24 protein-coding genes are annotated in these 22,635 nt (G+C 69.7%); 9 read left to right on the forward strand and 15 right to left on the reverse strand.

Annotation, left to right across the window (positions count from 1 at the left end; all coding sequences use genetic code 11):
• Window positions 1–2 precede the first annotated feature (2 nt).
• The 4 genes from FBZ83_RS06375 (at window position 3) to accC (ending at window position 3,182) form a co-directional block, all read left to right on the forward strand.
• Window positions 3–770 (forward strand): substrate-binding periplasmic protein, encoded by a 768-nt coding sequence (locus FBZ83_RS06375; RefSeq protein WP_247888168.1) that lies wholly within the window; start codon window positions 3–5, stop codon window positions 768–770.
• 125 nt (window positions 771–895) lie between these two features.
• Window positions 896–1,345: a type II 3-dehydroquinate dehydratase gene (gene aroQ, locus FBZ83_RS06380; RefSeq protein WP_014241158.1), complete on the forward strand. Its 450-nt coding sequence runs from the start codon at window positions 896–898 to the stop codon at window positions 1,343–1,345.
• Between the two features lie 23 nt (window positions 1,346–1,368).
• Window positions 1,369–1,818: an acetyl-CoA carboxylase biotin carboxyl carrier protein gene (gene accB, locus FBZ83_RS06385; protein ID WP_114859007.1), complete on the forward strand. Its 450-nt coding sequence runs from the start codon at window positions 1,369–1,371 to the stop codon at window positions 1,816–1,818.
• A gap of 20 nt (window positions 1,819–1,838) precedes the next feature.
• Window positions 1,839–3,182 (forward strand): acetyl-CoA carboxylase biotin carboxylase subunit, encoded by a 1,344-nt coding sequence (gene accC, locus FBZ83_RS06390; RefSeq protein WP_014241156.1) that lies wholly within the window; start codon window positions 1,839–1,841, stop codon window positions 3,180–3,182.
• 279 nt (window positions 3,183–3,461) lie between these two features.
• Here accC and FBZ83_RS06395 read toward each other — a convergent pair whose 3' ends face one another.
• The gene (locus tag FBZ83_RS06395) at window positions 3,462–4,115 is read right to left on the reverse strand and encodes a ribonuclease T2 family protein (RefSeq protein ID WP_145681558.1); all 654 of its coding nucleotides are present in this window, start codon (window positions 4,113–4,115) and stop codon (window positions 3,462–3,464) included.
• 125 nt (window positions 4,116–4,240) lie between these two features.
• Here FBZ83_RS06395 and aat point away from each other — a divergent pair, with 125 nt between their 5' ends.
• On the forward strand, window positions 4,241–4,882 hold the full coding sequence (gene aat / locus FBZ83_RS06400) for a leucyl/phenylalanyl-tRNA--protein transferase (protein WP_145681559.1): 642 nt from the start codon (window positions 4,241–4,243) through the stop codon (window positions 4,880–4,882).
• 21 nt (window positions 4,883–4,903) lie between these two features.
• Here the strand turns inward: aat and FBZ83_RS06405 are convergent, their stop codons facing one another.
• The 8 genes from FBZ83_RS06405 to FBZ83_RS06440 form a co-directional block, all read right to left on the reverse strand.
• Window positions 4,904–5,347 (reverse strand): DUF2155 domain-containing protein, encoded by a 444-nt coding sequence (locus FBZ83_RS06405; RefSeq protein ID WP_247888169.1) that lies wholly within the window; start codon window positions 5,345–5,347, stop codon window positions 4,904–4,906.
• Between the two features lie 105 nt (window positions 5,348–5,452).
• Window positions 5,453–5,722: a hypothetical protein gene (locus FBZ83_RS06410; RefSeq protein WP_137114903.1), complete on the reverse strand. Its 270-nt coding sequence runs from the start codon at window positions 5,720–5,722 to the stop codon at window positions 5,453–5,455.
• A 154-nt stretch (window positions 5,723–5,876) separates the two neighbouring features.
• Window positions 5,877–6,362, reverse strand: coding sequence for an outer membrane lipid asymmetry maintenance protein MlaD (gene mlaD, locus FBZ83_RS06415; protein WP_014241151.1), 486 nt, complete (start codon window positions 6,360–6,362; stop codon window positions 5,877–5,879).
• Window positions 6,363–6,392: 30 nt separating this feature from the next.
• On the reverse strand, window positions 6,393–6,785 hold the full coding sequence (locus tag FBZ83_RS06420) for an NADH:ubiquinone oxidoreductase subunit NDUFA12 (RefSeq protein WP_038526645.1): 393 nt from the start codon (window positions 6,783–6,785) through the stop codon (window positions 6,393–6,395).
• Between the two features lie 129 nt (window positions 6,786–6,914).
• On the reverse strand, window positions 6,915–7,586 hold the full coding sequence (locus FBZ83_RS06425; RefSeq protein WP_145681560.1) for a LysE family translocator: 672 nt from the start codon (window positions 7,584–7,586) through the stop codon (window positions 6,915–6,917).
• Between the two features lie 13 nt (window positions 7,587–7,599).
• The gene (locus FBZ83_RS06430; RefSeq protein ID WP_145681561.1) at window positions 7,600–8,508 is read right to left on the reverse strand and encodes a lipid A biosynthesis lauroyl acyltransferase; all 909 of its coding nucleotides are present in this window, start codon (window positions 8,506–8,508) and stop codon (window positions 7,600–7,602) included.
• Window positions 8,501–9,511: a tetraacyldisaccharide 4'-kinase gene (gene lpxK / locus FBZ83_RS06435; protein ID WP_145681562.1), complete on the reverse strand. Its 1,011-nt coding sequence runs from the start codon at window positions 9,509–9,511 to the stop codon at window positions 8,501–8,503. The genes FBZ83_RS06430 and lpxK overlap by 8 nt, the downstream gene beginning before the upstream one ends.
• Complete coding sequence (locus FBZ83_RS06440) at window positions 9,508–10,791, reverse strand: 3-deoxy-D-manno-octulosonic acid transferase (protein ID WP_145681563.1); 1,284 nt, start codon at window positions 10,789–10,791, stop codon at window positions 9,508–9,510. The genes lpxK and FBZ83_RS06440 overlap by 4 nt, the downstream gene beginning before the upstream one ends.
• Window positions 10,792–11,077: 286 nt before the next feature.
• Here FBZ83_RS06440 and FBZ83_RS32285 point away from each other — a divergent pair, with 286 nt between their 5' ends.
• A complete protein-coding gene (locus FBZ83_RS32285) occupies window positions 11,078–12,433 on the forward strand; it encodes a globin-coupled sensor protein (protein WP_145681564.1) in 1,356 nt (451 codons plus the stop codon).
• 48 nt (window positions 12,434–12,481) lie between these two features.
• Here FBZ83_RS32285 and FBZ83_RS06450 read toward each other — a convergent pair whose 3' ends face one another.
• Window positions 12,482–13,480, reverse strand: coding sequence for a glycosyltransferase family 4 protein (locus FBZ83_RS06450; RefSeq protein WP_145681565.1), 999 nt, complete (start codon window positions 13,478–13,480; stop codon window positions 12,482–12,484).
• Complete coding sequence (locus FBZ83_RS06455) at window positions 13,477–14,304, reverse strand: UDP-2,3-diacylglucosamine diphosphatase (RefSeq protein ID WP_145681566.1); 828 nt, start codon at window positions 14,302–14,304, stop codon at window positions 13,477–13,479. Before FBZ83_RS06455 ends, FBZ83_RS06450 begins: the two co-directional genes overlap by 4 nt.
• A 195-nt stretch (window positions 14,305–14,499) precedes the next feature.
• Here FBZ83_RS06455 and FBZ83_RS06460 point away from each other — a divergent pair, with 195 nt between their 5' ends.
• The 3 genes from FBZ83_RS06460 (at window position 14,500) to FBZ83_RS06470 (ending at window position 17,787) form a co-directional block, all read left to right on the forward strand.
• Window positions 14,500–15,441 carry a diacylglycerol/lipid kinase family protein gene (locus FBZ83_RS06460; protein ID WP_247888170.1) on the forward strand — a complete coding sequence of 314 codons (942 nt, stop codon included), beginning with the start codon at window positions 14,500–14,502 and terminating at the stop codon, window positions 15,439–15,441.
• 148 nt (window positions 15,442–15,589) lie between these two features.
• Window positions 15,590–17,200, forward strand: a complete 1,611-nt coding sequence (locus FBZ83_RS31360) for a hypothetical protein (RefSeq protein WP_186465990.1) — start codon at window positions 15,590–15,592, stop codon at window positions 17,198–17,200.
• A 128-nt stretch (window positions 17,201–17,328) separates the two neighbouring features.
• Window positions 17,329–17,787, forward strand: coding sequence for an anti-virulence regulator CigR family protein (locus FBZ83_RS06470; protein ID WP_200477551.1), 459 nt, complete (start codon window positions 17,329–17,331; stop codon window positions 17,785–17,787).
• A gap of 55 nt (window positions 17,788–17,842) precedes the next feature.
• Here FBZ83_RS06470 and FBZ83_RS06475 read toward each other — a convergent pair whose 3' ends face one another.
• The 4 genes from FBZ83_RS06475 to FBZ83_RS06490 all read right to left on the reverse strand — a co-directional run bounded on the left by FBZ83_RS06475 (window position 17,843) and on the right by FBZ83_RS06490 (window position 22,618).
• Window positions 17,843–19,198 (reverse strand): TldD/PmbA family protein, encoded by a 1,356-nt coding sequence (locus FBZ83_RS06475; RefSeq protein WP_145681568.1) that lies wholly within the window; start codon window positions 19,196–19,198, stop codon window positions 17,843–17,845.
• Between the two features lie 161 nt (window positions 19,199–19,359).
• Window positions 19,360–19,809, reverse strand: coding sequence for a DoxX family protein (locus tag FBZ83_RS06480; protein WP_145681569.1), 450 nt, complete (start codon window positions 19,807–19,809; stop codon window positions 19,360–19,362).
• Window positions 19,810–19,942: 133 nt separating this feature from the next.
• Window positions 19,943–21,067 carry a DUF3616 domain-containing protein gene (locus FBZ83_RS06485; protein ID WP_145681570.1) on the reverse strand — a complete coding sequence of 375 codons (1,125 nt, stop codon included), beginning with the start codon at window positions 21,065–21,067 and terminating at the stop codon, window positions 19,943–19,945.
• Between the two features lie 39 nt (window positions 21,068–21,106).
• On the reverse strand, window positions 21,107–22,618 hold the full coding sequence (locus FBZ83_RS06490; protein WP_114859023.1) for a UbiD family decarboxylase: 1,512 nt from the start codon (window positions 22,616–22,618) through the stop codon (window positions 21,107–21,109).
• Window positions 22,619–22,635: the final 17 nt, after the last annotated feature.

Consider the following 22,635-nt stretch of genomic DNA (forward strand, 5'->3'; position numbering starts at 1 on the left):
CCATGCTCCTGCTGCTGGCGGCGGCCGGTCCCGTCCGGGCGGCCCCGCTCGATTCGGCGCCCCTCGGCCCGGCCCCCCTTGGCCCGGCCCTGGATCTGGTCACCGGCAACGACTTCGCCCCTTTCACCGGGGAGGACCTGCCGGAGGGCGGCCTGCTGACCGACATCGTGCGCCGCGCTTTCGGCGAGGTCGGGCTGCGCTACGAGGTGCGCTTCATGCCCTGGCGCCGCGGCTACGACGGCGTGCTGGCGGGCAAGTTCCTCGGCACTTTCCCCTATGTGCGCACGCCGGACCGCGCCATGGAGATGCTGTTCTCCGACCCGCTGCTGGAAGTGCGCCAACTCGTCTACCTGTCCGCCCACAGCGGCATGGACTTCCGTGAGCCGGGGGACTTCCGGGGCCGCACGGTCTGCGCGCCGGTCGGCTACGCCCTGCCGCCGGAACTGGCGGAACTGGCCGCGGCGGGCGCGCTGGCGCGGGAAAGCCCGGCGGACCTGCCGGCCTGCGTGCGGATGGTCGCCTCCGGCCGGGTGGACGCCTTCGTCATCGACGAGTTCACTGGGCGCAGCGCGGTGGCGAAGGCGGCGGCCGGGGAGGAGATCCGCATCGCCCCCTTGCCCTATGCCCGCGCCGGGCAGCATCTGATTCTCTCCCGTTCGTTGCCGGAAGCGGCGGCGATCCTGGCCGCCTTCAACGCCGGATTGAAGAAGCTGAAGGACGGCGGCGCCTTCGAGGAGATTCTGCGCCGTCATCTGTCCGCCGCGCCGTGAGGCGTTTGGCGCCGAAGGGGGCAGAACACGCCGAATGGCCGTGACGTTTGCGCCATGCGGCATTGCCAGCGCGACGCAAAGTGCTATAAACGCGCGGACTCGATCTTGGAAAAGGGGCGTGGCCCGTGGCCATCGACGCTTCCGTTCTGGTCCTGAACGGACCGAACCTGAACATGCTGGGCGTGCGCGAACCGCACATTTATGGCTCCATGACTCTCGATGATCTGGAAGGCGCGTGCCAGGAACGCGCCGAACAGCTCGGGCTGGCCATCGACTTCCGGCAGTCGAACCACGAGGGCGAACTCGTTTCCTGGATTCAGCAGGCGCGGACGGAGCATGACGGCATCGTCATCAACGCCGGCGCCTACAGCCACACCTCCGTCGCCATCATGGACGCGCTGATCCTGTCCGAGCTGCCGATCGTCGAGGTGCATCTCTCCAACATCTACAAGCGTGAGGCCATCCGCCACCACTCGCACATTTCCGCGGTGGCCAAGGGGATGATCTGCGGCTTCGGCCCTCACGGGTATCTGCTGGCGCTGGACGCCATGGCGAATATCCTCGAGCGCGACTAAGGAACACGGGAAAAACGAACACCATGGCAAGCTTCGACATCGACGGCGATCTGGTCCGCAAGCTGGCGGATCTCCTGCGTGAGACGGGCTTGAGCGAGATCGAGTTTGCCGAGGGCGAGAAGCGGATCCGCGTCACCCGCCCGACGGCCGCCCAGGCGGTGGCCGTGCACGCTCCGGTCGCCGCTCCCGCTCCGGTCGCCGCTGCGGCCGCCGCCCCGGCGGGCAAGCCCGCCAGCCATCCCGGCGCCGTCACCTCGCCGATGGTCGGCACGGCCTACGCCGCCGCCGAGCCGGGCGGCACGCCCTTCGTGCGCGTCGGCGACACGGTGAAGGCCGGCCAGACCGTCCTCATCATCGAGGCGATGAAGGTCATGAACCCCATCAAGGCCCCGCGGGGCGGCACGGTTGTCGAGATCCTGATCTCCGACAGCCAGCCGGTGGAGTTCGGCGAAGTCCTTATGATCATCGAGTGAGCGGGGATCATCCCTTGGCGATGTTCGAGAAGGTCCTGATCGCGAACCGCGGTGAGATTGCTCTGCGCATCCACCGCGCCTGCCGCGAGATGGGAATCCAGACCGTGGCGGTGCATTCCACCGCCGACGCCGACGCCATGCACGTCCGCCTCGCGGACGAGAGCGTGTGCATCGGCCCTGCGTCGGCCCGCGAAAGCTACCTGAACATTCCGGCGATCCTGTCGGCGGCGTCGATCACCGGGGCGGACGCGATCCATCCCGGCATCGGTTTCCTGTCGGAGAACGCCCAGTTCGCGGAGATGGTGGAGGAGCACGGCTTCACCTTCATCGGCCCGACCGCGGAGCACATCCGCATCATGGGCGACAAGGTCACCGCCAAGAAGACGGTGATGGAGCAGGGGCTGCCCGTGGTCCCCGGTTCCGACGGCCCGGTGCCGACGCTGGAAGAGGCGGAGAAGATCGGCCGCGAGACCGGCTATCCGATCCTCATCAAGGCGGCGGCGGGCGGCGGCGGCAAGGGCATGAAGGTCGCCCGCAACCCCGACCAGCTCAAGGAAGCCTACCAACTCGCCCGTGGCGAGGCGCGCGCCGCCTTCGGCAACGACGAGGTCTACATCGAGAAGTATCTCGGCAAGCCCCGGCACATCGAGATCCAGCTTCTCGGCGACGAGCACGGCAACTGCGTGCATTTCGGCGAGCGCGACTGCTCCGTCCAGCGCCGTCACCAGAAGGTCATCGAGGAGGCCCCGTCGCCGGCCCTGAACGCCGAGCAGCGCGCCTTCATCGGCGATCTGGCGGCCAAGACGGCGGCGGCCATCGGCTATCGCGGCGTCGGCACGATGGAGTTCCTGTTCGAGGACGGGCAGTTCTACTTCATCGAGATGAACACCCGCCTGCAGGTCGAGCACACGATCACCGAGATGATCACCGGCATCGATCTGGTGCGCGAGCAGATCCGCGTGGCGACCGGCGCCCCGCTCGGCTACGGCCAGGCGGACATCCGCTTCCAGGGCCATTCGATCGAGTGCCGCGTGAACGCGGAGCATCCGGAGACCTTCATCCCGTCGCCGGGGAAGATTGACGGCTATCACGCGCCGGGCGGCCTGGGCGTGCGCGTCGACTCGGCGCTCTACGACGGCTACCGCATCCCGCCGCATTACGACAGCCTGATCGCCAAGCTGGTCGTCCACGGCACCACCCGCAACGAGTGCCTGATGCGGCTGCGCCGGACGATCGAGGAGTATGTGATCGGCGGCGTCGACACCACGCTGCCCCTGCACCAGCGCATCATCGCGCAGCAGGCCTTCATCGACGGCAACTACGACATCCACTGGCTCGAACAGCTGATGGGCATGAAGAAGTAAGGTCCGCCGAGCGGGTCGCCGAGCGAGTCAATGAAAAGAGCCCTTCCTCCCAATGGGGGAAGGGCTCTTTTCGTTCGTGTGAGTGTGGGCTTCCCGGGAGACAAGGTCTTCACGGATTTCACGGACGTCGGCACGGATTTCACGGATTTTTGTATCCGTGCCCAGTGTGGGCCTGTTCGATCAGCGCGCGCTGAGCAAGCCCAAAGAAATCCGTGAAATCCGTGCCTTAATCCGCGCAATCCGTGAAGCCCCTGTTGTCCGCGAGAATCCGACACCCCGTCACGGCGCCGCGGTCAGCAGCGCGTCGCGGCGGCAGCGGTCGACCACCTTGGCGCCGCAGGGCATGAAGGACAGGTCCTTGTTCAGGCACAGCCGCACTTCCGCCACGTCGCGCTTGGAGCAGACCAGCGCCACCGACTCCGGCTCCAGCCCGGGATTGGCCTGGACGAACAGGCGTTCCACCTGGGTCGCCGGGATCGACAGGTCGGGCTTCGGGGCCTGGAGCGCCTCCGGAATCTTCACCTTGGCGAAGGCCTTGCGGACCTGCGCGAAATAGTCAGTGACGGGAAGGCCACTGCAGGTGCCATGCTTCGTCCATTGGTGCACGATCAGCCCGACGCTGGGCATCACCGGCATGGTGGCGTCGACCACGGCGCGAGGGACCGTGCGGTCGCGGGTGCAGGTGGCCGGGTAGCCGCCGTTGCTGTATTGCGGCCACAGGCCGTGGACGACGAAGCCGAACTTGCGCTCCACCCCGCACTGGTCGGGATCGGCGTCGCCCTGATTCTTGGCGCAGTGGGTGGGCGACCAGGACAGGCTGAGCACATAATAATCGAAGGTGCCGGGCTCCGCCTTGCGCTGCGCCCATGACGCGCCGGTCATTGAGAGAAACGCAACCACCGCGACGGTGATGGCCGACAGAACCGTCTTCATGCTGGAATTCCTTCCAAGGGAACGCTCACACGTTGCATACCATGGTGGGAGCCACCTGTCGCGCGGAAGTGGTGCGCTGAGATAACGTTGCGGGGGTGAGGGGGCGAGCGGCTATAGTGTCGGCGATGATCGAACTGTCCGCATCGCTGCTTCTGCGCGCCTACGCCGCCGGCATTTTCCCGATGGCGGAGAACGCCGACTCCGAGGAGCTGTACTGGTTCGATCCGGAACGGCGCGGCGTCCTGCCGCTGGAGGGTTTCCACGTCCCGCGAAAACTGCGCAAGACCGTGCGGCGCGGCCCGTTCGACCTGCGCTTCGACACGGCCTTCCGCGCGGTGATCGAAGCCTGCGCGGAGCCGACGGCGGACCGCCCCAAGACCTGGATCAACGGCGACATCCTGCGGCTCTACACCGAACTGCACGAGCGCGGCTGCGCCCACAGCGTGGAGTGCTGGAGCGGGGGCCAGCTCGTCGGCGGTCTGTACGGCGTCGCGCTGGGCGGCGCCTTCTTCGGGGAAAGCATGTTCAGCCGCGTCACCGACGCCAGCAAGGTGGCGCTGGTGCATCTGGTCGCCCGGCTGCGGGCGGCGGGCTACACGCTTCTGGACGCGCAGTTCGTGACGGAGCATCTGAGCCAGTTCGGCGCCGTGGAAATCCCGCGTTCCGAGTACCGCCGCCGGCTGGCCGCCGCCCTGGCGGTGCCGACGGACTTCGGCGGCGTCGATCAGGAGGCGGCCGTCACGGCGCTGTTCGGCGCGGAGGTCTGAGGGCGGGGCGCTGCGCTTGCGTCAGTCCCCCTCGCAGGACAGCACCCAGACGTCGTAGATCGGGTGCTCCATCGCCGACAGGGCGGGGCTGGAGGAGAACATCCAGCCGCTGAACACCGGCTCCGCCTGCTCACCGGGCTTGTTCTCGATCACTTCCAGGAAGGCCGCGGTCTCCGGCGTCTCGATCGGCGGGTTCTCCTTGCAGGCGCGCAGGGTGATGCGCAGGCTGCCGAGCGCCTTGGTCTCGCCGACCGCGATGGTGAAGGTGGAGGTGCGGGCGGTGATCTTGTCCAGCCCCTGCAGCTTGGCGGCGGGGCGGCTGACCATCTCCTCCGGCACCGGGGCGGCGCTGGCCGGGCCACTGGTCAGGCCAGGCAGACTCAAGCCCGGAAGGCAGAGCAGCGCGGCCGCCAGGGCCGCGCCGCGAAGGCTTTTCGGAGTCGTCGTCACTGGGATCGTCGTCACTGGGGATCGCTTCCGTGATGTCGAACGGCGTGGGCCGAAACCCGACAGCCTTCTAGCCCGGAAGCGTCTCCCCGTCTACTCCGTGAACCGCTTTGCCGGGTTCGCTTACTGGGTGATGCTGCCGCTGGGGCGGGTGCCGCCGTAGGGAGCGTTGGGAGTCGACGGACCGGCGGTGCCCTCCTTCTCCTCGACCTTCTGGGTGGCGGTGCCGCCCGCAGCGCCCGCGGCGCCGCCGACCACCGCGCCGACCGGCCCACCGACCACGGCGCCCGCCGCAGCCCCGCCCAGAGCGCCGCTGGCGGCCTTCTCCTCGGTGTTCACGCCGCAGGCGGCGGCGAGCAGGGCGAGGCCGAGAACCAGGAAACGGGCTTTCATCGCTGATCTCCTTTGATGAGTGTGCCGTGGTGGGTCTGCGGAGGGAAACGCCAGCCTGGCCGCGGCTGTTCCGAAGGAGGCCGGGGAAAAGTGGGTGGGCAAACGAAAAAAGGGGCCGCGAGGCCCCTTTTTTCGTCGTTTCCGTGTGCGGCGCCTACAGCTTGGGCGGCTCGCCGCCCTCCTGGCCGGGCTTGCTCATGTTCTGCAGCGAGAAGATGACCTGGCCCAGGAGCTGCTCGATGCCGGGGGTGCTCTGCGTGTATTCGACGCGGCCGTCCGGCTTCAGCATGTCCTCCTCGCCGCCCGGCTCCAGCGACAGGAACTTGCCGCCCAGCAGGCTTTCCGAGGCGATGACCGCGGCGGTGTCCTTGGGCAGCTTGATGTCCGGGTGGATCGACATGTGCACGACCGCCTGATAGCTCTTCGGGTCGAGCGTCAGTTCGGTGACCGATCCCACCTTCACGCCGCTGATCCGCACGTCCGCCCCGCTCTGCAGGCCGGAGATGCTGGTGAAATTGGCGGTGAGGGCGTAGCCGTTCACCTTGCGCAAATCGGCGCTGGTGTAGGCGAAAGCCAGAAAAAAGCCGGCCACGGCGAGGACGACCCCGCCGAGCACGGTTTCAATCACATTGCGGCGCATGAGAAATTCCTAAGGGACCGCTCGGGCGTCTCAGCCCGGAGTCCAGGGTTCGTAATCGCCGGTGGCGCGCACGCGCTGCCCGCCCGCATACTGGTGCCCAGGCGGCCGGTAGGCCTGCAGCGAGCCGGACAGGTTCGGCAGATGCTCCTTCTGCCACGGCTTGTGGAAGGCGCTGTTGCCTTCCGGCAGCGGCTCCTTCGTGGTGTGGTGGAGCCAGGAATGCCATTCCGGCGGCACCTTGGAGGCATCCGGCTCGCCGGCATAGATCACCCAGCGGCGTTCCTTGACGCCGGCGATCGCGCTCGGGGAGCGGTAATAGGTGTTGCCGAAGCGGTCGGTGCCGACCTTGTTGCCCCGGCGCCAGGTGACAAACCGGATGTGGATGTTCGCCATCCAGGTGATCAGGGAGATCTTCTCGCTCATCGTCGCTCGCGGTCGGTAAGCCATTCGGCCGGACGGGCTGGCCGGTTAAACGCGGGCGGCACTATGACACCCCCGGCCACGCGCGTCCACTGACTCCGCAACGTCTTTTCCCGCCTGACGGATTTGCCGTCAGGCGATGCGCCGGTCGGTCAGCAGCAGGCGCAGGGCGAAGCCCAGGAACAGCACCCCCGCGACACCGTCCAACACCGCCCGCACCCGCGCGCTCGACAGGGCGCGGCGCGCGGCACCGGCGCTGAGCGCCGCCACCCCCAGCAGGTAGAGACCGCCGATGACGCCGAGGATCGCGCCGAGCAGGAAGATCTGCAACGCGACGTGGCCGAGCGCCGGTGCGACGAATTGCGGCACGAAGGCGAGATAGAAGAGGATGACCTTCGGATTCAGCAGGTTGGTCAGCAGGGCCTGGAGGAAGACGCGGTGCGCCGGAGCCGACTCGGGCTTGGCGGTAATGTCCTCCGCATCGCCGCGGCGGCCGAAGCCGGCCCGCAGGGCGCTCCACAGCGCCCGCCCGCCGATCCAGCCCAGATAGGCGCCGCCGGCGTAGCGCAGCACGTCGAACAGGGCCGGCGAGGCGGCGACCAGCGCCGAGATGCCGGCGGCGGCGAGCAGCGCGTGGATCAGGTTGCCCAGCGTGATGCCGGCGGTGGCGACCACCCCGGCGTTGCGCCCCTCCATCACGCTGCGCGACAGGACCAGCAGCGAATCCGGTCCCGGCGCCAGCGTCAGGACCAGCGCCGCGACGAGGTAGAGCTGAAGCAGATGCGGGTCGAGCGGCAGGGCCATGGGACTTTCTCCGTCAGTCGGGCCAGCGCCGGTGCAGCCAGAGCCATTCGGCGGGGCGCTCGCGAATCCATTGCTCCAACAGGGCGTTCAGGCGCTCCATCAAAATCCGCACATCAGCGTTGCGGTCGCCGCTGTTCGGCGGCTCCACCGGCGGCAGGACGGTGATGCGGAAGCGCGCGCCGTCCAGCCGCTCGGTCCGCGCCGGCACCAGCGGGATGCCCAGCCGCAGGGCGAGCTGCGCCGCCGCCGGTGCGGTCATGGCGTCGCGCCCGAAGAAGGGGACCGGCATGCCGTCGTTCAGCTTCTGGTCGATCAGCATGCCGACATGGCCGCCCTTGGTCAGCACGCGGATCAGCGTGCGGGCGCCCTCCGAGCCCTTGGGAATCTGCGTGCCGGAGGCGGCGCCGCGCAGCTTGGTCAGCAGGGCGTCGACATAGGGGTTGTTGGGCGCGCGGTAGACCAGACCCAGCTCCACGCCCATCTTGCGCGCGGTCACGGACTGGACCTCCCAGTTGGCGAAATGGCCCGAGACGAGGATGCCGGCCTTGCCGTCCTCGCGCAGGGCGTCGATGCGCTCCGCCCCGATCACCTCGGTCCGCCCGCCGGGGCCGTAGGCGCCGATGGCGTCGAGGTGCGGGTACTCGGCGATGACGCGGCCCAGATTGTCCCACATGCCGAGGATGATCGCGTCGATCTCCGCGGGGGATTTCTCGGGGAAGGCGCGCTCCAGGTTGCGGCGGGCGGTGCGGGTGCCGCGCAGGCGTGGGCCGACGGTCCGCCCGATCCAGCCGCCGAGCGCCGAGGCGCGGTCGAGGGGAAGGGCGCGGAACAGCCCGCAGAAGCCGTGGACAAGGACGGCCTCCAGCGGGTAGGCGACCCGGCGGGTCAGCCAGGACGCCAGGGGGCCGCGCGGCTTAGCCATGGGAAACTCCAGTCGGAAGCGCCGTCAGAAGAGGGGCGAGCAGGCGGTCGAGGGCGGCGGGCTCCTGCCAGACGGCGCGCACCGGCACCGCCCGGACCAGGGCGCGCAGAGGCTCCGGCAGGCGGACGATGTCCTTCACCGTGGTGACCGGCAGGGCGCCCAGCGCGTTGGCGCGGTCGACCAGGGCCATCACCTCCTCGGGGCGGTAGGGGTGGTGATCGGCGAAGGCGGCTCGCTCCACCACGTGGGCGCCCAGCGCCTCCAGCGTCGCGAAGAATTTTTCGGGACGCCCGATGCCGGCGAAGGCGAGGACCGTCCGTCCGGCCAGGGCGCGCGCCTCCCCGACCGGTTCCAGCCGGGCGTGCAGGACGGGCAGGGCACCGGCGATGCGGCGCTCCACCCCGGCGCGGTCCTCGCCCAACACCACGACCGCCCCGGCGCGCGACAGGCCGCGCTCGACCGGCTCGCGCAGGGGGCCGGCGGGGATGAGATGGCCGTTGCCGAACCCCACCGCACCGTCCACCACGATCAGCGACAGGTCCTTGGCGAGGCCGGGATTCTGGAAGCCGTCGTCCATCACCAGGACGGCGGCGCCGGCGGCGGCCGCCGCCCGCGCCCCGGCGGCGCGGTCGCGCGCCACCCAGCAGGGGCCGTGGGCGGCCAGCAGCAGCGCCTCGTCGCCCACCGCGGCGGAGTCATGGCTGCCGAGGTCGACGGTCAGCGGGCCGCGCTCCCGCCCGCCATGACCGCGCGTGAGGAAGGCGGGGGCGAGGCCGCGGGCGCGCAGGGCCTCGGCGAGCGCGATGCAGACCGGCGTCTTGCCAGCCCCGCCCGCCACCAGATTGCCGACGCAGACCACCGGGGCGGCGGCGCGTTCCGGCTGTCCCGCCGCCATGCGCAGCCGTCCGGCCAGCCCGTAGAGCGCGCCCAGCGGGGCGAGCGCCCAGCCCAACGCCGCTCCGGCGGCTCCGCCGGACCCGTACCAGAATCGGGGCGTCCTCATGCCGCGGGCCGGACGCGTCCGGCGCCGAGGACGGGGGCGAGTGCCACCAGCGCGCGGTCGACGATCCGCCGGTTGCCTTCGGTCACCGCGGCGGCGCCGGCGGCGACGCGGGCGCGGGCGTCCTCGTCGGCCAGCAGGCGCCCGACCGTGTCGGGCAGCGCCTCCGCATCGGCGACCGGCAGGGCGCCTCCGGCGGCTTCGAGCTGGGCGGTGATCTCGGCGAAATTCCACATGTGCGGGCCGTACAGCACGGCGCAGCCGAGCAGCGCCGGCTCCACCGGGTTCTGGCCGCCGTGCGGCACGAAGGAACCGCCCATGCAGACCACCGGGGCCAGCCGGTAGAACAGCCCCATCTCGCCCATCGTGTCGGCGATGTGCACGGCGTCGGCGGCGGCGGGCAGGGCGTCCTCGCTGCGCCGCGAGACGGTCAGGCCGCGCCCGCGCAGCAGCGCCGCGATGTCGGAGCCGCGGTGGGCGTGGCGGGGGATCAACAGGGTCAGCAGGCCGGGCAGGCGCTCGGCCAGCGCGTCATGCACCGCGGCGGCCAACTCGTCCTCGCCGGGATGGGTGCTGGCGAGCAGCCAGACCGGGCGTCCGGCGCAGGCCGCGCGCAGGGCCGCCAGGGCCGTGGGGTCGGCGGGCGGCGGCTCGGCGGAGAATTTCAGGTTGCCGACGCTGACGACGCCCCGGGCGCCGAGACGGCGCAGCCGGTCGGCGTCCTCCTCCGACTGGGCCAGCGTGACCTGGAAGGTGGAGAGCAGCGGCGTGATCAGGCCCGACGCGCAGCGCCAGCGGTTGAAGGAGCGCTCCGACATGCGCGCGTTGACCAGCGCCGCCGGGATGCCGCGCGCCCGCACGGCGCCGAGCAGGTTGGGCCAGATCTCCGATTCCGTCCACAGCACCAGGTCGGGGCGCCAATGGTCGAGAAAACGGTCCACCGCGCCCGGCAGGTCCACCGGCACATACTGGTGAAAGGCGCGCTCCGGCAGGCGGCGGGCCATCAGCTCCGCCGAGGTGACCGTGCCGGTGGTCATCAGGACCGTCAGGTCCGGCGCCGCGTCGAGCAGGCGGTCGATGAGGACGAGGACCGAGTTGGCTTCCCCCACGCTGGCCGCGTGAATCCAGGCGAGCCGTCCGGGCGGGCGCGGCCGCGCGGCCGTGCCGAAGCGTTCCTCCCGGCGGGCGGAGTCCTCCTTGCCGGCGGCCAGCCGCCGGTCGAGATACAGACGAACCGCCGGCCCGGCGAGGGTCGTCAGGCCGCGGTAGAGTGACTGAAGCATGCGGGTCGAAACGCCATCCGACAAAACCAACGCGGCCAAGTTTCCCGGCCGCGGTCCCCACCACTTTAGCACGGGGGGCTGTGGCAGAGGTAAGCCTTTGCGCTCGTGCCTGCCGGAAGGCTGACGGCCGTATGGGGCTCGCTCGCATACTAGGGTATGACGATTTTGCGACCCCTTATGATAATTTTGAAGCAATCCGCTGCTATCCTGATGGCGTAGAAACGTTGGCAGTTTCGAGGAAGGCGGGCAACGCGCCGGCCTCCAACATTTCAGGATGATAACGATCATGGCGGGCGTACAGGAACGTGACGGCCAGGAAAACCGGCTCCGGGCCTTCAGCATCACCGAAGCGGACATCGCGCGTCTGCGCGCCAACAGGGACTTCGCCCAGCACCGCCTCCCCCGGCTGCTGGAGCAGTGGCACGGCGCCTTCGCGGCCTGGCCGGAGATCCGCGACGCCCTGACCCTGCCGGACGTGCACGCCGCGCGCGTTGCCCACTGGAGCCGCGTGGTCGCGGGCGACCTGGGGCCGGGCTTCCTGGAATCCGCCCACCGGCTGGCCAAGGCCTTCTATGACCACGGTGTGCCGGGCTATGCGGTGGCCATCTGCCATCACACGGTGTCCAGCGGCATCGTCCGCGAGTTGGGGCTCGACGCGGCGGCCGGTCAGCGGTCGCTGTTCGGAGCGAAGAAGGCGGCGGAGGCGGCGGCGCTGCGCGACACGCTGGGACGCGTCGCCTGGCTCGACCTCGAAGTGCTGCTGGAGACCTACGCGGCGGCCGAGCAGGAGAGCAAGCGCGCCATCCTGAGCCAGGTCGCCGACAGCCTGGAGGGCAGCGTCCGCGGCATCGCCGACAACACGGTGGCCGCGTCGGACGAGATGAAGGGCAACGCCCAGCGGATGGCGCAGATCGCCGCCACCACCAACCGCCAGTCGCTCGCCGTCGCCGCCGCCGCCGAGCAGGCGTCCGCCAATGTGCAGACGGTCGCCGCCGCGTCGGAGCAGCTCTCCAGCTCGATCGCCGAGATCAGCCGTCAGGTCGCCCAGTCCTCGCAGATCGCCCGCGGCGCCGTGGCCGAGGCGGAGCGGACCAACGCCACGGTGAACGGGCTGGTCGACGCCGCGCAGAGGATCGGCGCGGTCCTCCAGCTCATCAACAGCATCGCCGGACAGACCAACCTGCTGGCGCTCAACGCGACCATCGAGGCGGCCCGCGCCGGCGAGGCCGGCAAGGGTTTCGCGGTCGTGGCGCAGGAGGTCAAGAACCTCGCCAACCAGACGGCCAAGGCGACGGAGGACATCTCCGCCCAGATCGTCAGCATCCAGGAGGTGGCGCGCGGTTCCGCCGAGGCGCTGAGCGGCATCGGCGCGACCATCGGCAGCATCAACGACATCGTCATCACCGTCTCCGCCGCGGTGGACCAGCAGACCGCCGCCACCCAGGAGATCGCCCGCAACGTCCAGGAGGCCGCCCGCGGCACCCGCAGCGTGACCGACACCATCGGGGCGGTGACCAGCGGGGCGGCCGAGACCGGCAGCCTCGCCGAGGAGGTGCTGGGCGCCGCCGGCAACCTGCACCGCGAGTCCGACCGCCTGCGCGAGAGCGTCAACCTGTTCATGCAGCGCATCCGCGCCGCGTGACCGGATGGAACCGGGCCGTCCGCGCGCCGGTCCGGCCCGGTTCCGGTCTCAGGTGAAGGGGCGCAGGTTCGCCAGGAACTGCTCGGCGGAGCGCCGCCAGGAGAAGTTCAGGGCGTAATCCCGGCACTGCTCCGGCGGGATGCTCAGGGCGCGCTCGATCGCTCCCTTCAGGTCCTCGTCGAGACAGCCGGCACCGGAGCCGTCGACCACGTCCAGGGGGCCGGGCACCGGATATGCGGCCACCGGCACGCCCGAGGCCAGCGCCTCCAGCAGCACCAGACCGAAAGTGTCGGTGCGCGACGGAAAGACGAAGACGTCCGCCGCCGCGTAATGCTCGGCCAGCTCCTCGCCGTGGCGGGCGCCGGCCCAATGGACCTCCGGGTACTTTTGCTGAAGCTCCGCGCGGGCCGGGCCGTCGCCGACCACCACCTTGCTCCCCGGCAGGTCGAGCCGGAGGAAATCCTCCAGGTTCTTTTCCACCGCCACGCGCCCGACATAGAGGGCGATGGGGCGGGGCAGCGCCAGGAAGCCCTTGGCGCGGGGGCGGAACAGCGCGGTGTCGACGCCGCGCGTCCAGCGCCGGATGTTGGTGAAGCCGCGGGCGGCGAGGTCGCTCTCGATGGACGGGGTCGCCACCATCACCGCCGAGGACGGCCTGTGGAAGCGGCGCACCACCGCATAGCTGAGGGCCAGCGGCACCGGCGCCCGGTCGCGCACATATTCGGGAAAGCGCGTGTGGTAGGCGGTGGTGAAGGGCCGGCCGTGGTGGAGGCAGTAGCGCCGGGCGGCGAAGCCCAGCGGCCCTTCGGTGGCGATGTGGATGCAGTCGGGGCGCAGCGCGTCGATCATCGCCGCCAGCCGCCGCCCCGCGCCCAGCGCCAGCCGGATCTCCGGGTAGGTGGGCATGGGCACCGTGCGGAAGCGGTCGGGGCCGATCACCTCCACCCGGTGGCCCATGGCCTCCAATTCCGAACGGACGGTGCCGATGGTGCGCACCACGCCGTTGACCTGGGGCAGCCAGGCGTCGGAGACGATCAGGATGTTCACGCCGCCTTCACAGTCTCCGGCTTCTCCTTGGCCGGGATGCGGGCGGGCAGCGTCGTGGCGGCGCGCCGGCGGATGTCCGCCGCCCAATCGATGATCTCCAGCCGGCCGCAGGGGTGCTCGACCAAGGCGGTGCAGGACTCGACCCAGTCGCCGTCGTTGCAATAGAGGATTCCTTCCATGTCGCGGATTTCCGCGGTGTGGATGTGGCCGCAGACGACCCCGTCCACCTTGCGGCGCCGGGCCTCGTCGCCCAGCGCGGTCTCGTAGTTGCCGATGAACTCGACCGCCGTCTTCGTCTTGTGCTTCAGGAAGGCGGACAGCGACCAGTAGGGGAAGCCCAGCTTGCGGCGGACCCAGTTGAACAGCGTGTTGACCTGGAGCAGGACCACGTAGGCGTTGTCGCCGATGAAGGCCAGCCAGCGCGCGTACTTCACCACCACGTCGAAGCGGTCGCCATGGGTGACCAGAAGCTGCCTGCCGTCGGCGGTGACGTGGATCATCTCCTCGACGACCTGGACGCCGCCGAACTGCAGGCCGGCGTAGTCGCGGGCGGCCTCGTCGTGGTTGCCGGGGATGTAATAGACCTGCACGCCCTTGCGCGCCCGGCGCAGGATCTTCTGCACCACGTCGTTGTGCGCCTGCGGCCAGTACCAGGTCTTGCGCAGCCGCCAGCCGTCCACGATGTCGCCGACGAGATAGAGATGGTCGGACTCGTTGTGCTTCAGGAAATCGAGAAGATACTCCGCCTTGCATCCCCGCGTGCCCAGATGGACGTCGGAGATCCAGATGCTGCGGTACTGCTTGACGTCGCGTGATGCGCTCATACCCCGCTCCATCGCCATGCCGGCAAGGGTTCGTTGAAACGTTTCCCGTATATCGGCGGGGCATTGTCTTGACAATGATTTCGAGTGTCCGCATCTGTTGGGGAGTATAATTTCGATAAGACTTCTTGTTGGCGTAACAAAGGCGCAAGATGACTTTATCAAAACTGAAACGTGATGGTCATATTAGGGGCTGGCGTGGCTGACGGGGCCGAATCGATGCCCGAGGCGTCCGGGCCGGCCGCGGCGCCCCGGCGGCGTCTTCTGGTCATCCACAACCCGGTGGCCGGCGCCCGGCGGGCGCGCCGTCTGGGTGCGGTGCTGGAACTGCTGGAGCAGCGCCACGGGGCGGCGGTGACGCTTCGGGCCACCGGCGGGCGGGGCGACGCGGAGGCGATGGCCCGCGCGGTGGCGCCCGGCGCCTTCGACGCGGTTATCGCGGCGGGTGGCGACGGCACCATCAACGAGGTGGTCAACGGGCTGGGCGCGCGCGGCGGTGGGGGCCCGGCGATTCCCTTGGGCATCGTGCCGCTGGGCACCGCCAACGTGCTCGCCCATGAGCTGGCCCTGCCGCTGGACGCGGAGGGCGCGGCGCGGGTGCTGGCGGAAGGGCGGCCGTTGCCGGTGCATCTGGGTGTGGCGAATGGCCGCACCTTTGCCATGATGGCCGGCGCCGGCCTCGACGCCCGCGTCGTCGAGCGGGTGGACCCGCGGCTGAAGCGGCTGATCGGCAAGGGCGCCTACGCGGTGGAAACGCTGGCCCGGATCGCCGCGGGCGGCGGCGGTCCCTATCGGGTGGCGGTGGACGGCGGGGAGCCGGTGGAGGTCGCCTCGGTGATCGTCGCCAAGGGGCACTTCTACGGAGGACGCTTCGTCTGCGCCCCCGACGCCCGGCTGGCCGACCCGTGGCTGCACGTCTGCCTGTTCCCGCGGTCGGGTCGGGGCAACGCCTTGCGCTACCTCTGGGGCGTCACCGCCGGCCGGCTGCCGCGATTCCCCGACTACCGCATCCTGCCGGCCCGGCGGGTGGTTGTCGAAGGTCCGGTGGGGGAGCCGGTGCAGGGCGACGGCGACGTGATCGCCCGCCTGCCGGTGGAGATCGCGCTGGCTCCCCGGATCTTGCCGGTGCTGGCGCTCTGAATGGTGTTTTAAGAGTCCGTTAAGGCGTCTCTTGGGAAAATTACTTGGGAACATTCAATAATTACTTCGGTCTCTAAGGATTAAGGCCGGGCAGGCCGGGCAGGCCGGGCAGGCCGGGCAGGCCGGGCGGGACCGCAAGGGGGAAGTCATGTCCACGTCGATCAACGCCCTGTTTTCGGCCACCACGGCCAGCGCCACCGCGACCGCCACCAAATGGAAGCCCGCCGGCTCCGCCGCCGAGGCGGAGGGAAGCTGGAAATCGGCCTCCGACGCCGGTTCCTCCGCGGGTTCCGCGGCCTTGGCCGCCCTGAAGGGCGAGGACAGCGTGGAACTCAGCGGGCTGGCCAAGTCGCTGACCGGCGTGGCGGGCAAGGTCTTCGCGTCCATCGGCTCCAAGGGCCGCGCGATGCTGGAGGACTTCGTCAAGTCCGGCAAGATGACCGAGAAGGACGTGGCGCTGGGGCTGCGTCAGATGGCGACCAACGCCGTGAAGGACCGCTACGTGAACGAGCGGCCCCAGGACGAGGAGGACAAGGCCTGGGCGGAAAAGTCGGCGTTGGCCAGCAAGGCCTTCAACACCAAGACGGAGCGCATGGACAAGGCCATGTCGGCCTTCAACGAGGCGCGGACTGCGGCCTACGCCGCCTTCGAGAAGGATCAGGACGCCGCGGCGTTCCAGGCGGCGATGGCTCCGGCCAATGACCGCTTCAAGGCGGAGACGGCGGACATCGAGCGGGAGTTGCAGGAGGCCACCGGCGGCGACCTGTTGAAAGTCGATGGCAAGACCTTTGTGAACATGCGGGACAAGGGGGAGGACGAGTTCGAAAAACTCGATTTCGCGGGTGAAGTGGAAGGCGGGGAAGGCGGGCTGCTGGGGCCGGACAATGAGAAGGGAAAGGCCGCCGCCAAGCTCATGTATGATCTGGGCTTCAAGGCGACGCTCTACGCCAATGGCCTCGCGGAGTACGCTGCGGACGTGAACATCCCCGGCGTCGGGCGCGGCAAGGTCGACAAGAGCCAGCCGCTTCCCGAAGAGTATGAGCCATCCGCCAAGGCGGAGGCGGAGGCCGCCGGTCTGCCGCCGCCGCCCGCCACGGTGCTGACCACCGGCCAGACCCCGGGGCTCCAGGGATTCGCGAAGGTCATCCAGGACGCCCGCGACTCGCTGGACGCCACCTACACGGCCATGGCGAAGGAAGGCAAGGGGGTGAACTACGCGGACCCGTCCGGAAAGGACGTGGAACGTCTGTTCGGCGGCTTCGAGCGGCGCAGCCTCTACGCCATCGCCAGCAACAAGGACGGGACCTTCTCCAAGAACGAGCAGGAGGCGGCTCAGTCGATCATGGCCCGCCAGCAGAAGCAGGCGATGGACGGCGCCGACCTTCTCGGCACCGACAAGGCCGCCGCCTACCGCGCCGGGGTGAAGTTCCTCGACGAGGCCAGCCAGGAGGAGAAGGAGTCGGTCAACTGGTCGGTCCAGCGCGCCGCGCTGCAGTACAGCTACGAGAAGACGACGAAGGAGACCGGCGCGCCGATGGAGCGTCTGGGCAACGGCGGCGCGCTTGCTTCCGTGTTGAAGGACGCGCTGGAGGCCCAGGACGCGAAGGCCGCCGACGTGATGAAGAGCGTCGGTGGAAAGGCGATGGGCGGGGAGGGCACCGGCTATGTGTCCGATCTGAAGAGCCTGTCGCTGTTCCGCGACTTCCTGGCCAACCTGTCGGTGCGCGGCGCCGGTGGTCCGATGAGCGTGACGGTCTGATATCCCGTTCTTGCCACAGGCCGGCGGCGGCGCCAGCGGCTAATCCGATGGAGGTAGGGCCGCGGGCGGGATACGCTTGCGGCTCACCGTCGGCCGGCAAGGGAATGCGGATCATGAATGGGGATGGGATGCGGCTCCGGAGCGGGCGCGCCGCGCTGGCGCTTCTGGCGATGCTGTCCGTTGCAAGCCCGGCGCTGGCGGACAAGCCCGACTGGGCCGGCGGTCCCGGTGCAGGCCACGGTGGGGGCCATGGCGGCGGTCCTGGTGGAGGGCACGGCAAGGCGCAGGGCGAGACGCCGCGTGGTTCCCGCGGCGCGGTGTCGCGCGGCGAGGCGACGATCATCCGCGACTATTTCGTCGCCCATCCGGTCGGAACGACGGCCCTGCCGCCGGGGATCGCGAAGAAGCTGGCGCGCGGCCAGCCGCTGCCGCCGGGCATCGCCAAGAAAATGGCGCCGGTCGAGCTGCGCCAGCGGGTGCCGGTGTGCATGAACGGCTGGGAATGCATCCTGGCCGGCGCGGACATGCTGATCCTCGACGCCGTGCACGGCACCATCGCCGACATCGTCCGCGGCGTGGTTCGTTAACAGGGGGGGCCGCTGACAGGAACGGAGGCGCCCTGCGGCGCCTCGCCCGTCGCGGTCAGAGGCCGGCGATGGTCAGCCCGTCGATGCGGATGGTCGGGGCGTCCATGCCGAAGCGCAGTTCCAGGTCGCTGGCCGGCTCCAGGTTCAGGAACATCTCCTTCAGGTTGCCGGCGATGGTCAGTTCGGTGACCGGATAGGCGATCTGGCCGTTCTCGATCCAGTAACCAGCGGCACCCCGGCTGTAGTCGCCGGTCACCCCGTTGACGCCCGTCCCCATCAGCTCCGTCACGTAGAAGCCGTTGGGAATTTCGGCCAGCAGCTCCTCGCGGCTCTTGGCGCCCGGGGCCATGTAAACGTTGGCCGGGGCCGGACCCGGCGGGCCGGAGGTGCCGCGCGCCGCGTGACCGGTCGTCGACAGGCCGAGCTGCCGGGCCGAGCGCAGGTCGAGCAGCCAGGTGGTCAGGTGCCCGTCCTCGATCAGGTTGCGGCGGGTGGTGGCGACGCCCTCCGCGTCGAAGGGGCGGGAGCGCAGGCCGCGCTTCACATGCGGGTCGTCGACGATGGTGATGCCGGCGGCGAAGATGCGCTGGCCCATCTTGTCCTTGAGGAAGCTGGTGCCCCGCGCGATGCTCGGCCCGCTGATCGAGCCAGTCAGATGGCCGAGCAGCCCGCGGGAGACGCGTGGGTCGAACACCACCGGCACCTTGCAGCTTTTGACCCGGCGCGGGTTCAGGCGGCGGATGGCCCGCTCGCCGGCCTCGCGCCCGATCGACGCCGGGTCGCGCAGGTCGGAACCGTAGACCTTGCTGTCGTAATCGTAGTCGCGCTCCATCCCCGTGCCCGTCCCGGCGAGCACCGAGGCCGACAGCGACTGCCGCGACACCCCGTAACTGCCGGTGAAGCCGTTGGACGCGGCGATGGCAATGGTGGAGCGGCTCCACCCGGCGTCGGCGCCTTCGGAGTTGGTGACGCCCTCGACCGCCAGCGCGGCCTCCTCGGCGATGCGGGCGCGTTCGATCAGCAGTTCCGCCGACGGCTCCGACGGGTCGCACACGTCGAGGTCGGGCAGCGTGGTGTAGATCTGCTCCGGATCGGCGAGGCCGCAGAAGGGGTCCTCCGGCACCACGCGGGCCATGGCGACGGCGCGCTCCACCAGCTCGTCCAGCGCCTTGGCGCTGCGGTCGGTGGAGGAGACAATGGCCTGCCGCTTGCCGATGAAGACGCGCAGCCCCAGGTCGCCCGACTCGGACCGCTCCAGCTTTTCCGTCTTGCCGAAACGCTGGCTCAGCGACAGGGAGGCGCTGTCGAACAGCACGGCGTCGGCGGAGTCGGCCCCGGCGCCCTTCGCCTTGCGGATCAGATCGTCCAGCAGGTTCAGAACGTCGGGCTGCGAGGTGGTCGAAACGGGCATTACGGTCTCCGCTAGGTCTCCGGCTTGTCTAGCAAATGGGAGCCCGGAGAAGAAGAAGAAGGGGCATATCGCCTCAGGTCCGGATTGCCCGCCGCGCAAAAGCGGCGGCGCGCGGGGGGCTGGTGCCCGCCCGCGCGCCGCTCGTCATGCTCACTTCAGGGTCAGGCCAGCCGGCTCTGAAGGGTGTCGCGGCCGGCGGTCGGCAGCTTCAGGGCGAAGGCGCCGTCGCCCAGCAGGGCCTGCACGCCGAGCAGCACCGTCCAGAACACCGGGAACTCCCAGCCGCCGCCCTGGGCCGAGAAGACCCAGCCGTTGCCGGTGTGCTGGAGCGTCGCGCCGATCAGGATCGGCAGCAGGGCCAGCGAAATCCAACGGGTGAAGACGCCGGCCACCAGCAGCAGGCCGCCGCCGATCTCGCCGAGGATGACCAGATAGGCGAAGAGGCCGGGGTAGCCGAGGCTCTCGAAGTAGCCGACCGTGCCGGCGATGCCGAAGGTGAAGACCTTCAGGATCAGGCCGTGGGCGATGAACAGAAGGCCCAGGCTGACGCGCAGCAGGAAGGCGGCGTAGGGGGCGGTGCGGGTGTCGATGGCGGCGGTGTCGGCGTTCATGGCGTGGTCTCCTTGTCTCAGCGTGGTGCCCCGCGTCGGGGCCGTTGTCGTCTGAGGACAAGAATAGCGACGTCCGGGATCGGGATAATCCGCTTAATCATGTACTGATTGTTGCTTCAGAAAGAACGATCTCTCACGCCCGGAAGGCGTTGGCCGGATCGTAGCGGGAGGGCAGGGCGAACAGGTCGGCGGTGGTGCCGGCACCGTGCCGGCGCGCCTTGGACGGGCTGTCATAGACCACCAGAAGGGCGGGCGGGGCGCCGTCGCGGCGGACGCAGGCGATGCCCTCCGCGTGGTCGTCGCCCTTGCCGTAGGGGAGGTTCAGCAGAGGAACCAGCCGGTCGCGCGGGATGACGGTCTCGTGGGTGATCGACAGGGCGTCGGTCCAGCGCCACACGGCGACGGGACCGTCGAGGTCCATGGTCGGCCCGGCCAGGATGACCAGATCCTCGCCGTCGAGGGTCAGTTCGCGGATGCCCAGCCCGTCCAGATCGACGAAATGCTTGCGGTACTTCTCGCCGTTCGGCCCGATGGGGCGCAGCCGCAGGCGCTCCTCGACGTCCGGGTGATCCTCCACCGCCAGTTCCAGGATGCAGGCCCAGCCACGCAGCACCGGACCGCGCAGCCCCAGCCAGACCCGGTCGCCGTGGGCGGCCATGCCCTCCACGTCGAAGCCGTTCTCCTTGGCGGGCACCGCGATGAAGCGGGCCAGATGCTCGTCCTCCGCCAGCGCCTTGGTCAGCGCGTTGCCGCCCTTGCGGAACTTCAGGCAGCCGGCCACCCGCGTGCCGTCGCGGCGCACCGGGGTGAGGCGCCCGTCCGCCTCGCTGACCAGCGGGATGCGGCCGAGCAGGAAGCGGTTGGGGTCGCAGCGCACCTCGGTCAGCCGTTCCAGCGCCATCTCGGTGCCGTTCTCGTCGCGCTCCGGCTTCTTGCGGGCCAGCGCGTGCGAGCCGGTGACCCACAGCCAGCCGCCGGCGATGGCCATGCCTTCGATGTCCGCCTCGTCCTCGCCCGGCTCCGTCACCGGCAGGGTGAAGACGTCCGCCAGGGGAAAGACGGCGTCCTCACGGTAGAGGGTGCCGCCCTCCTCGGCCATCATGCGGACGACCCGCGCCCCCTCGTCCGACGCCACGAACAGGGTGTCTCCCACCCGCTCCGCCACCGACAGGTCTCCGGCGGTCTCGCCGCCGTCGCGGAAGACCAGACGCACGGTGGCGATGGGTTGGGCGATGGGGCGGGCGATCTCGCTGGGCATGGCGGACTCCTTGGAAGGCGCGGGACGTCCCTTAACGCCTCACTTCCAGATCGGGGTCCCGCTGCCCGGAAGACCGTAGGACGCCCATTTGCGCGACACCTCGTCGACCACGCCCTGGTCCATGCGGATCTTCTGGCCCCATTCGCGCTTGGTCTCCGGCGGCCACTTGTTGGTGGCGTCCAGGCCGACCTTGCCGCCCAGGCCCGACTCGGGGCTGGCGAAGTCCAGATAGTCGATGGGGGTGCCCTCGATCACGGTGATGTCGCGGGCGGGGTCCATGCGGGTGCTCATCGCCCACATCACGTCCTTCCAGTTCCGCGCGTCGATGTCGTCGTCCACGACGATCACCCATTTCGTGTACATGAACTGGCGCAGGAAGGACCAGACGCCCATCATCACGCGCTTGGCGTGGCCGGGATAGGCCTTCTTCATGCTGACCACGGCGATCCGGTAGGAGCAGCCCTCGGGCGGCAGCCAGAAATCCACGATTTCCGGGAATTGCTGGGTCAGCAGGGGGATGAAGACCTCGTTCAGCGCCTCGCCCAGCACCGACGGTTCGTCGGGCGGGCGGCCGGTGAAGGTGGAGAGGTAGATCGGGTTGCGCCGCATGGTCATCGCCGTGACGGTGAAGACCGGGAAGGGCTCGACCGAGTTGTAATAGCCGGTGTGGTCGCCGTAGGGCCCCTCGTCGGCGTATTCGTCCAGGCTGACATGGCCTTCCAGGATGATCTCGGCCTGGGCGGGCACCTTCAGCGGCACGGTCTTGCAATCCACCAGCTCGACCTTCTTGCCGCGCAGCAGCCCGGCGAACTGGTATTCCGACAGCGTGTCCGGCACCGGCGTGACGGCGGCCAGGATGGTGCCGGGATCGGCGCCGAGGACCACCGCGCAGGGCAGCGGCTCGCGCTTTCCGCTGGCCTGCCAGCGGTGATGGTGCTGCGCGCCGCCGCGGTGCTTCAGCCAGCGCATGATCGTCTTGTTCTTCCCCAGCACCTGCATCCGGTAGATGCCGAGGTTGAAGTCGTCCTCGCGCTTACCCGTAGGCCCCTTGGTGACGACCAGCGGCCAAGTGATGAGGGGGGCCGGCTCGCCCGGCCAGCAGCTCTGCACCGGCAGGCGGCCGAGGTCGATCTGGTCGCCGGTCAGCACCACCTCCTGGCAGGGGGCGGAGCCGACCGTCTTCGGCTTCATCGACAGCACGGTCTTGGCGAGCGGGATCAGCTCCATCGCCTCGCGGAAGCCGCCCGGCGGCTCCGGCTGCTTCAGGAAGGCCAGCGTCTCGCCGACGCCGCGCAGCTCGTGCGGCTCACGGTCCATGCCCCAGGCGACGCGCTCCACCGTGCCGAACAGGTTGACCAGCACCGGCATTTCCGAGCGGGTGCCGTCGGCCTTGATGACGTTCTCGAACAGCACCGCCGGGCCGCCTTCGGCGAGCAGGCGGGTCTGGATCTCGGTCATCTCCAGCGCCGTGGACACCGGCTCCCGGACCACCACCAGCCGCCCGGCCTTCTCCAGCCGGTCGATGAAGTCGCGCAACGAGGTGTAGGGCATGGTCGAGGGTCCGTTCG

This window comes from Azospirillum brasilense, assembly GCF_007827815.1.
Lineage (GTDB): Bacteria > Pseudomonadota > Alphaproteobacteria > Azospirillales > Azospirillaceae > Azospirillum > Azospirillum brasilense_C.